Annotated in this window: 8 protein-coding genes and 1 pseudogene; 5 read left to right on the top strand and 4 right to left on the bottom strand. The window is 64.5% G+C overall.

The annotated features are described in order from the left end of the window. The first annotated feature begins 177 nt into the window (after window positions 1-177). From ureG to ACH107_RS26770, 5 genes are all read left to right on the top strand, one after another. Complete coding sequence (gene ureG, locus ACH107_RS26790; protein WP_310691461.1) at window positions 178-819, top strand: urease accessory protein UreG; 642 nt, start codon at window positions 178-180, stop codon at window positions 817-819. Window positions 820-1,136: 317 nt separating this feature from the next. Further along, the gene (locus ACH107_RS26785; RefSeq protein WP_310691462.1) at window positions 1,137-2,237 is read left to right on the top strand and encodes an ABC transporter ATP-binding protein; all 1,101 of its coding nucleotides are present in this window, start codon (window positions 1,137-1,139) and stop codon (window positions 2,235-2,237) included. 90 nt (window positions 2,238-2,327) lie between these two features. Further along, window positions 2,328-3,443 carry an extracellular solute-binding protein gene (locus ACH107_RS26780; RefSeq protein ID WP_310691463.1) on the top strand — a complete coding sequence of 372 codons (1,116 nt, stop codon included), beginning with the start codon at window positions 2,328-2,330 and terminating at the stop codon, window positions 3,441-3,443. A 103-nt stretch (window positions 3,444-3,546) separates the two neighbouring features. Then, entirely contained in the window at window positions 3,547-5,214 is a 1,668-nt protein-coding gene (locus ACH107_RS26775) for an ABC transporter permease (protein ID WP_310691464.1), read from the top strand. A gap of 4 nt (window positions 5,215-5,218) precedes the next feature. After that, complete coding sequence (locus tag ACH107_RS26770; RefSeq protein WP_412508704.1) at window positions 5,219-6,610, top strand: ABC transporter permease; 1,392 nt, start codon at window positions 5,219-5,221, stop codon at window positions 6,608-6,610. Between the two features lie 53 nt (window positions 6,611-6,663). On the opposite strand, the gene ACH107_RS26765 is transcribed toward ACH107_RS26770, so the two are convergent. From ACH107_RS26765 to ACH107_RS26750, 4 genes and pseudogenes are all read right to left on the bottom strand, one after another. After that, entirely contained in the window at window positions 6,664-7,593 is a 930-nt protein-coding gene (locus ACH107_RS26765; protein ID WP_310691466.1) for an AEC family transporter, read from the bottom strand. A gap of 5 nt (window positions 7,594-7,598) precedes the next feature. Continuing rightward, window positions 7,599-8,396: an MBL fold metallo-hydrolase gene (locus ACH107_RS26760; RefSeq protein ID WP_412508701.1), complete on the bottom strand. Its 798-nt coding sequence runs from the start codon at window positions 8,394-8,396 to the stop codon at window positions 7,599-7,601. Next, window positions 8,396-9,199, bottom strand: coding sequence for a TatD family hydrolase (locus ACH107_RS26755; protein WP_412508700.1), 804 nt, complete (start codon window positions 9,197-9,199; stop codon window positions 8,396-8,398). The genes ACH107_RS26760 and ACH107_RS26755 overlap by 1 nt, the downstream gene beginning before the upstream one ends. Before the next feature lie 9 nt (window positions 9,200-9,208). After that, a pseudogene (locus ACH107_RS26750) lies at window positions 9,209-9,419 on the bottom strand (hypothetical protein); the annotation flags it as partial.

Here is a 9,419-nt window from a genome sequence, read left to right as displayed (position 1 = left end):
AAGACCAGCGTCGGGCACCCGATACGCTGCGTCAGGTCGGCCGCGTCATCGTCGAAATCCCGCGCCAGCGTCGCGCGGTAATCGTTGCACATCGCTGGAGGCGCTCGGCGGCTGCGCGCTGGCCGGGGATCTGGTCGCGCTGACCCATGAAACGCAAGAGGTGAGGATCTGTCGCACATGACCACATCATCCATGAACGGCCCGCTGCGCGTGGGCATCGGCGGCCCGGTGGGGGCTGGCAAGACCACCCTGACCGAGGGGCTGGCGCGGCTGTTGGCGCCACGGTGCTCGATGGCCGTTGTCACCAACGACATCTACACCCGCGAGGACGCCGAGGCGTTGATGCGCGCCCAAGTTCTGCCCGGTGCGCGCATCCGGGGCGTCGAGACGGGCGGCTGCCCGCATACAGCGATCCGCGAGGATGCCTCGATCAATCTTGCCGCCGTGGCCGAGTTGACCGAGGCCTTTCCCGACCTCGACCTGGTGCTGATCGAATCCGGCGGTGACAACCTTGCCGCGACCTTCAGCCCGGAACTGGCCGACCTGAGCATCTATGTGATCGACACGGCGGCGGGGCAGGACATCCCCCGCAAGCGCGGACCTGGGCTGGTGAAATCCGATCTTCTGGTGGTCAACAAGACCGATCTGGCCCCCCATGTCGGCGTCGACCGGGATCTGCTGGAGGCCGATACCCGGGCGGCGCGGCAGGACCGCCCGCATGTGCTGGCACAGCTCAACCGCGGTGTCGGACTGGACCGGGTCATCCGATTCCTGACCGAGGAGGGGGGACTGCCCATCGCCCTCGAAAAGGCGTCCTGACCGTGGGCATTGCGGTGCCCCAACCCGGTTCACGCGCGGCTGCCCGGCCCCTGACATGGCGCCCCGCCCGGCCCGAAAACGGCCGCAACGGGCGCGACAGGCGGTTCAAGCGCCGACATCGGAGCGGGAAAAACGACTTTTGCGGCATCTTTTCGCAGGGTTTTATGTTTGAAAATTGCCCCAAAGCGGGCCAAACGACGAGAATTCCGGCCTGCGGCAAAGACGAACATCTAATCCGTTGCAATCCGGCCTCCGGATTGCTTTAGTCTTGGAACGCAAGTGCAGCGACAAGCTGCCAGATAACAGGGAGACACGGCTTGGCCGATGGTGCATCGAACGACGCGTTCGTCGAGTTTGAACGCGTGCAAAAGAGCTACGATGGCGAAACGCTCGTCGTCAAAGACCTCAACCTCGACATGCCGCGCGGCGAATTCCTGACGATGCTCGGGCCGTCCGGCTCGGGCAAGACCACCTGCCTGATGATGCTGGCCGGGTTCGAGACCGCGACGCATGGCGACATCCGGCTGGGCGGTCAGTCGATCAACGACATTCCGCCCCACAAGCGCGGGATCGGCATGGTCTTTCAGAACTACGCGCTGTTCCCGCACATGACCATTGCAGAGAACCTGTCGTTCCCGCTGGAAGTGCGCGGCATCGGCAAGTCCGACCGCGAGGAAAAGATCAAGCGCGCCCTCGACATGGTCGAGATGGGCGATTTCGGCGGCCGCCGTCCGGCCCAGCTTTCCGGTGGCCAGCAGCAGCGGGTCGCCCTCGCCCGCGCGCTGGTCTTCGAACCCGAGCTGGTGCTGATGGATGAACCCCTCGGCGCGCTCGACAAGCAGCTGCGCGAGAAGATGCAGTTCGAGATCACCCATCTGGCGCACAATCTCGGGATCACCACCGTCTACGTGACCCACGACCAGACCGAGGCGCTGACCATGTCGGACCGTGTCGCCGTCTTCGACGACGGCAAGATCCAGCAGCTGGCCGCCCCGGACACGCTCTACGAAAGCCCCGAAAACAGCTTCGTGGCGCAGTTTATCGGCGAAAACAACACGCTTGAAGGCACGATCAAGGAGCTCAAGGGCGAGACCTGCATCGTGGAGCTTGACGACGGCGAGGTCATCGACGCCAATCCCGTCAACGTCGACAAGGTCGGGGACCGGACGCTTGTGTCGATCCGGCCCGAGCGGGTCGAGATCGACCAGTCGCGCCTGCAGGAAGGCGCGCATACCCTGGATGCCGAGGTGCTGGAGTTCATCTACATGGGTGACATCTTCCGTACACGGCTGCGGGTGGCAGGTCAGGATGATTTCATCATCAAGACCCGCAACGCCCCCGACCAGCAACGCCTCGAGCCGGGCCAGAAGATCAAGATCGGTTGGCTGGCAGAGGATTGTCGTGCCCTCGACCCCTGAGGTCGCACAGGCATGACGCGCGCGCAACGGCCCAAACCCGGTTGCCGTTCGCATGACATCAATGAACCGGGAGACATACGGGAGTATGAAATGAGACTTCTCAAGACCCTAACCGCGACGACCGCACTTTGTGCCGCCGGCTCCATGGCCGGCGCCGAGGCGCATATGGTCGACGACATGACGCTGGTCAGCTGGGGTGGTGCCTATCAGAACTCGCAGATCGAGGCCTACGCCAAGCCCTACATGGAGCGGAACCCCGAGGTTTCGATCACCTGGGACGAAAGCTCGAACGAGGCCGTGGCCAAGCTGCGCGCCATGAACGAGGCCGACAACATCACCTGGGACCTGGTCGACGTGGTCGCCGCTGACGCGCTGCGCCTGTGCGACGAAGGCCTGGCGATGGAAGTGGACCATGACGAACTGCTGGCGCCCGCGCCGGACGGCACCGATGCCAGTGACGACTTCGGCGACCTGATCGTCAGTGACTGCTTCATCCCGCAGATCGTTTATTCGATCACCTTCGGCTATCGCACCGACATGGTGCCCGAGGGCGTCGACGCGCCGGATGACATCTGCGACGTGTTCGACCTGGAGACCTATCCGGGCAAGCGCTCGCTGGAATCGCGCCCCATCAACACCATGGAATGGGCGCTGATCTGCGACGGCGTTCCCAAGGACGAGATCTACGATGTGCTTGCCACCAACGAAGGCCAGGATCGCGCGCTCGACAAGCTCGATACCATCAAGGACGACGTGATCTGGTGGTCCGCCGGCGCCGACACGCCGCAGCTTCTGGCCGACGGCGAGGTCTTCATGGGCTCGACCTACAACGGGCGTCTCTTCTCGGCGATCGAGGAGCAGGACCAGCCCATCGGCATGATGTGGGACGCGCAGGTCTTCGACCTTGACGGCTGGATCATCCCGACCGGCCTGTCCGACGAGCGTCTGGCCCGCGTCGAGGACTTCCTCTACTTCGCGACCGACACCCAGCGTCTGGCGGACCAGGCGGCCTACATCTCCTACGGTCCGGCCCGTGACTCCTCGGCGCCGCTGGTCGGCGACCATGCCGAACTGGGCATTCCGATGGGCCCCCATATGCCGACGGCCCCGGAAAACAGCGAGAATGTCTTCGTGTTCAACTACGGCTTCTGGGCTGACTATCGCGACGACATCGACGCGAAGTTCCAGTCCTGGCTGGCCCAGTAAGGGCTTGGCTTTCGGAGGGGCCGGTGATCCGGCCCCTCCACCTCCAATTCGTTTGGACCTTTAACAAGACAGACCGGACAACCGGCAGATCGACGGGGAAACGATGAGTGATAGCACAGATACCGGCCCGGTGCTGGCCGCCGACGGCTCGCCGCTCAAGCAGAGCCTTGCCAAGGCCCTGCGGCGAGAAAAGCTGCGCGCCCTTGCGCTGATCGCGCCCTTGTTGCTCTTCGTGGTGCTGACCTTCATCATCCCGATCCTGTCGATGCTGTTCCGCTCGGTCGAGAACCAGATCGTGTCGGACACCTTGCCCGGCACCGTCGCGGCGGTTCAGGACTGGGACATTGACAGTGGCGAGGCCCCCGACGAACTGGTGTTCCAGCACCTCTTCATCGACCTGTTCAACGCCTCCGAGGCCAAGGAACATACCAAGCTCGGCTCGCGCCTGAATTACGAACAGACCGGTCTGTCGTCGCTGTTCCGCAGCTCGGGCCGCAGCGTCGACGACATCGGCGAGGCCTTTCAGGACCCGCTGGAAGAGATCGACCCGGTCTTCGAGGAAGCAGATTTCTGGTACGACATGATGAACGGCGCGGGCGGCACGGGCCTGCTCGAGGAACGCCGCGACATGTGGGAGGCGCAGGTTGGTGACCCGATGCCGGGCGACGTGGGTTTCGTGCCGTCGCAAGCCATGATCGACCTGCTGCCCTGGACGACCACCGCCTATACCGACTTCGCCATCTGGACGGCCCTGGATGACGAGGATGTCGTCGCTGAAGAAGAGCCCTGGGAAGCGGTCTACGGCGCCCTGGGCATGGACCTGCGCAACCCCGAGACTGTCGCCGCCATCGCCGATTACGACGGCCCCGGCGCCGCGCAGCTTCAAGCGGTGGTTTCCAATCTCGACCAGTTGCCCGAGACGACCTTTCGCGCCGCCTTCGGCGAGCTGGACGAGGACTGGCTCGATCCCGAGGTCTGGGGGACGATTTCCGTCTACTCGCCCAACTATACACCGGGCTATTTCCTGACCGCCATCGACATGCAGCTCGGGGCTGACGGGATCGAGGCACAGCCCGACAACCGCCAGATCTACGTCACGCTTTTCAACCGGACGCTGTTCATGTCGCTGGTCATCACCGGGTCCTGCATCCTGCTAGGCTACCCGGTGGCCTGGCTGCTGGCCAACCTGCCGCTGCGCACGGCCAACGTCCTGATGATTCTGGTGCTCTTGCCGTTCTGGACCTCGCTGCTGGTGCGAACCTCGGCCTGGAAAGTGCTGTTGCAGCAACAGGGGGTCATCAACGAAATCCTCGTCTGGCTAGGCTTCGTGGACGATGCCAACCGATTGATCCTGATGAACAACCAGACCGGTACGATCATCGCGATGACGCATATCCTGCTGCCCTTCATGATCCTGCCGCTCTACTCGGTGATGAAGACCATCGACCCGTCCTATCTGCGGGCGGCCAAGTCCCTGGGGGCGACCAACTTCGTGGCCTTCTGGCGGGTCTACTTCCCGCAATCGGTGCCGGGCATCGGGGCGGGCTCGATCCTCGTCTTCATCCTGTCGATCGGCTACTACATCACGCCCGAGATCGTCGGCGGCACAAGCGGTGTCTTCATCTCGAACCGGATCGCCTACCACATCTCCAGTTCGCTCAACTGGGGCCTTGCGGCCGCGCTTGGCTCGATCCTGCTGGTGGTGGTGCTGGCGCTCTACTGGCTCTACGATCGGATCGTGGGCATCGACAACGTGAAACTGGGGGGCTGAGACCATGAGCACTTTGACCGTGAACGTGGAACGCCCGCCGCTGTTGACCTTCACCATGCCCGTGATGGCGGTGCTGGGCGCCTGCTTTGGTTTCATCACCGGCAATATCTTCGGCCAGCCCTGGCTGGGCTTCTTGGCCGGCGCCGTGATCGGCGCCGTGCTGGCCGGTATACTGGCCCAGATCGTTCAGGTCCGGCTCTGGCAGAAGGTTTGGGGCACCTGTGCGCTCTTCGGCCTTGTCGGCCTGATCGCGGGCGGGATCGGCGGCCTTGTCGGCGGCCTGGTTGTGGGCCTGTCGATGGGCTGGTTCGGCACCTGGATCGGCTCGGGACAATACCGCGCTGGGGTGCCGATCTATTACACCGCCGGGCAGACGCTCTGGCACAATGTGTTCCTGTTCATCTGCGCCTTCGTTTTCTTCTTCCTGATCGCGCCGCTGATCCCGGTCATGTGGCTGAGCTTCAACGCCGAGAACTTCTTTACCTTCACGCCGGAAATGCTGACCTTCCAGGCCGAGGGCTACAGCCTCCGGCACTACCGGGAATTCTTCAGCGGCGGGGGCCACCCGGTGCAGGGTATCCTCTACGGTGTTGTCATCGGCGCGGTGCTGGGCGGGCTGGTGCAGCTTCTGCCCAATGCCGAGCGCGGCATTCGCAAGATCGTCGTTTTCGCCATCATCGGCACGCTGATCGGCGTCGTGGTCGGCAAGATGTGGGGCGTTTCGGGGGCCGAGTGGATGACACCGCTCAAGAACTCGCTCATCATCGCGCCTTTCGCCACCTTGATCTCGGTCAGCCTGGGAACGCTGGCGGCCATCGGCCTTTCACAGACCCATGTGCCCGGGCGTCAGGCGATCATGGCGATCATGATCTCGCCGATGATCGTGCCGCTCATCATCTCGGCAACGGGCATGTTCTTTTTCTATGCGCCGCTGGGGAACTGGCTTCAGTCCAACCTCGGTCTGAACCAGAATTTCGTCGGGTACCTCAAGGTGATCCTGGCCCACGCTGCATTGGGCGTGCCTTTCGTGATCATCACGGTGACGGCCACGCTCGTGGGGTTCGACAGGTCTCTGACGCGGGCCGCGGCCAACATGGGTGCCAACCCCGTGACCACGTTCTTCCGGGTGCAGATGCCCTTGATCCTGCCAGGGGTCATCTCGGGCGGGCTTTTCGCTTTCATCACCTCGTTCGACGAGGTTGTCGTGGTGCTCTTCGTGGGATCGGCCCAGCAGCAGACCCTGCCGTGGCAGATGTTCACCGGCCTGCGCGAACAGATCAGCCCGACCATTCTGGCGGCGGCGACGATTCTGGTGTCGATCTCGATCTGCCTGTTGACCACGGTAGAGCTGCTGCGCCGCCGGTCCGAGCGGCTGCGGGGCATGAGCCCGGGCTGAGGCTCGGCCAAGACACTCGCAAAAGGCCGCCCTGCCGGGCGGCCTTTTTTCGGTCAGGGCAGGATGGACAGCCAGAAGGTCGCTGTCAGGATCGTCAGCCCCGTGCCGATCAGCACTGCCGAGGCCGCGACACGTTTGGCCACGCCGTACATGTTGGCAAAGAGATAGGCGTTGACCCCCGGTGCCATGGCCCCGGTCACCACAGCCGAGCGCAGCGCCTCGGTGGACAGGCCCAGGGCCTGGCCCAGCCCCCAGGTGACCGCCGGGTGCATGATCAGCGAGACCGCGCAGACGAAGAGGATGGCCCGCATGTCGCCTGCGGGTCGGTAGTGGAACAGCACACCGCCCAGCCCGAACAGCGCCACGGGAATGCCGGCGCGCACGATCAGGTCCAGGGCATCCGTCAGCACACCGGGCAGGGCAATGCCGCCCAGGTTGACGATGAAGCCCAGCGTGATTCCCATCACCAGCGTGTTGGAAAAGACTGCCTTGAGGATCTTGACCGGCAGCGCCCGCGCCGGCGTGCCGCCCGCCCGCGCCAGTTCCATCGCGATGATGCCCACCGCATAGCAGAACGGCGAATGGATCGCGATGATGGCGTAATTGGTCGTCATGGCCGCCGGGCCATAGGCCAGTTCCGTGATCGGCAGGCCCAGCAGGACCGAGTTCGAGAACATGCCGGCGAAACCGATGGCGATGGCCTCGGGCCAGCTGCGGTGAAAGATCAGCCGCGCTGCGCCCAGCCCCAGGGCGAAACCGGTGATGGCCCCGGCATAGAAGGCCAGCAGCAGCGGCCAGTTGAAATGCTGGCCCAGGTCCAGCGTCGAAATCGCGCGGAACAGCAGCATCGGGATGGCGATGCCCTGGGCGAAATTCATCAGCCCGTCGATGCCCGCGTCGCCGATGATCCGTCGCCAGCGGGCGAAATAGCCGACCCCCACGACAAGGAATACCGGCAGGATGACCGAGGCAAGCGCGCCCATGGCCGTCAGGCCCGTATGGACAGGGTCATCCCGTCATGGGCCGGGGTGACATTGGCTGGCGTCTCGGCCGCCACCGTCTCCCAGTCCAGGTCGATGTGCATGTTGGTGAGCACCGCGCGCTCAGGGGCCGCGCGTTCGATCCACTCCAGGCTCTTCGCCAGGTGGGCATGCGTCGGGTGCGGATCGCGCCGCAGCGCATCGAGAATCCAAAGCTCAAGACCTTGCAGCACGGGCCAGGCCGCGTCGGGAATATGCGCCACGTCGGGCAGGTAGGCCGCGTCGCCGATGCGGAATCCCAGCGCCTCGATCGCGCCATGCTCCACTGCGAAGGGGGTAAAGGTGATCGGCCCGCCAGCGCCCTCGATGGTGACATCGCCGTCGATGGTGTGCAGGTTGCAGATCGGTGGATAGGGCGATCCCTCGGGCTGCACGAAGGCGTAGCCGAAGCGCGACAGAAGCTGCTGCCCGGTGTCGCCGTCGGCCCAGACATCCAGTTGGCGGCGCATGTTGAAGACGATCATGCGCAGGTCGTCCAGCCCGTGGACGTGATCGGCGTGCGAATGGGTATAAAGGACGGCGTCCAGTTCGCCGACGCCAGCCTCGAGCAGCTGGTGGCGCAGGTCCGGCGAGCTGTCGATGAGAACGCGAGTCGTGCCCTCGGGGCCGTCCCGCGTGACCAGAAGGGAACAACGCGTGCGGCGATTGCGCGGATCGTCGGGGTCGCAATCGCCCCAATGTCCGCCCAGGCGCGGCACGCCGCCCGAGGACCCGCAGCCCAGTATGCGCAGGGTGATCTCGCCCATCAGGCGGCCGCCTGCCACTGTGCCGCTTTCCAGAAGAGGCGGTGGAAGTTCTCGGTCGTCTGGCGGGCGAAATCGGCCTCGTCCATGCCGAAGACCTCGGCGCCAACCCTGGCGGTGTGGGCGGTATAGGCCGGTTCGTTGCGCTTGCCCCGGTGCGGCGGTGGGGCCAGGTAGGGGCTGTCGGTTTCAACCAGGACCCGGTCCACCGGGGCGGCGGCGAAGATGTCGCGCACCTGCTGCGATTTGGGGAAGGTCGCGATCCCGGACATGGACAGGTAAAAGCCCATGTCGAGTGCGGCTTTCGCCAGATCCGACCCCGAGGAATAGCAGTGCATGACGCAAGGATAGGGGCCGTTGTCAAACCCCTCGCGCAGGATCGCGGCCATGTCGTCATCGGCATCGCGGGCATGAATGATCAGGGGCAGGCCCGTCTCGCGCGCGGCGTCAATGTGCAGGCGCAGGGATGTGCGCTGCACCTCGGCGCTTTCGGCGGTGTAGTGGTAATCCAGCCCGGTTTCACCGATGCCGACGAATTTCGGGTGCCGCGCCAGCGCGACCAGGTCGTCCACGCTGGTCAGCGGTTCCTCTGCGGCGCTCATCGGATGGGTTCCGGCGGCATAGAAGACCGGGTCGTGGGCCTCGGCGATGGCGCGCACCTGCGGCTCGTTGCGCAGGCGGGTGCAGATGGTCACCATGCGGGCCACGCCCGCGGCCTGCGCCCGGGCGATCACATCCGGCAATTCTCCCTCGAAGTCGGGAAAATCCAGGTGGCAATGGCTATCAACGAGTCGCGCTTGGGTCATGGCACCCTGTCAGGCTGTGGTGGCATTGGCGACGGTGCTCTGGGCCGTCTGCTCGATCCTGAACAGGGTATCTAGAATGAGCAGGGCAGGGTCAAGGTTGACCGCCTTGCCGTGGCGGGTCCGGTCCGAGACCTCTTTCTGGCTGAGGAACAGCTTCGTCCGGTCGCTCTTGGGATTGTTGAAGAATTCTTCCGGCTCGTTCTGCTCGACGATTTGGCCC

The sequence above is a fragment of the Roseovarius halophilus (ex Wu et al. 2025) genome, assembly GCF_047086965.1.
Note: the sequence above shows the minus strand (reverse complement) of the source record. Positions and strands in the feature narration are given on the sequence as shown.

What these genes read in the sequence shown, in the direction of transcription:
- ureG (WP_310691461.1), top strand. Translation starts at nt 178, where the DNA reads ATGACCACATCATCCATGAACGGCCCGCTGCGCGTGGGCATCGGCGGC.
- ACH107_RS26780 (WP_310691463.1), top strand. Translation starts at nt 2,328, where the DNA reads ATGAGACTTCTCAAGACCCTAACCGCGACGACCGCACTTTGTGCCGCC.
- ACH107_RS26775 (WP_310691464.1), top strand. Translation starts at nt 3,547, where the DNA reads ATGAGTGATAGCACAGATACCGGCCCGGTGCTGGCCGCCGACGGCTCG.
- ACH107_RS26770 (WP_412508704.1), top strand. Translation starts at nt 5,219, where the DNA reads ATGAGCACTTTGACCGTGAACGTGGAACGCCCGCCGCTGTTGACCTTC.
- ACH107_RS26765 (WP_310691466.1), bottom strand. Translation starts at nt 7,593, where the DNA reads ATGGGCGCGCTTGCCTCGGTCATCCTGCCGGTATTCCTTGTCGTGGGG.
- ACH107_RS26760 (WP_412508701.1), bottom strand. Translation starts at nt 8,396, where the DNA reads ATGGGCGAGATCACCCTGCGCATACTGGGCTGCGGGTCCTCGGGCGGC.
- ACH107_RS26755 (WP_412508700.1), bottom strand. Translation starts at nt 9,199, where the DNA reads ATGACCCAAGCGCGACTCGTTGATAGCCATTGCCACCTGGATTTTCCC.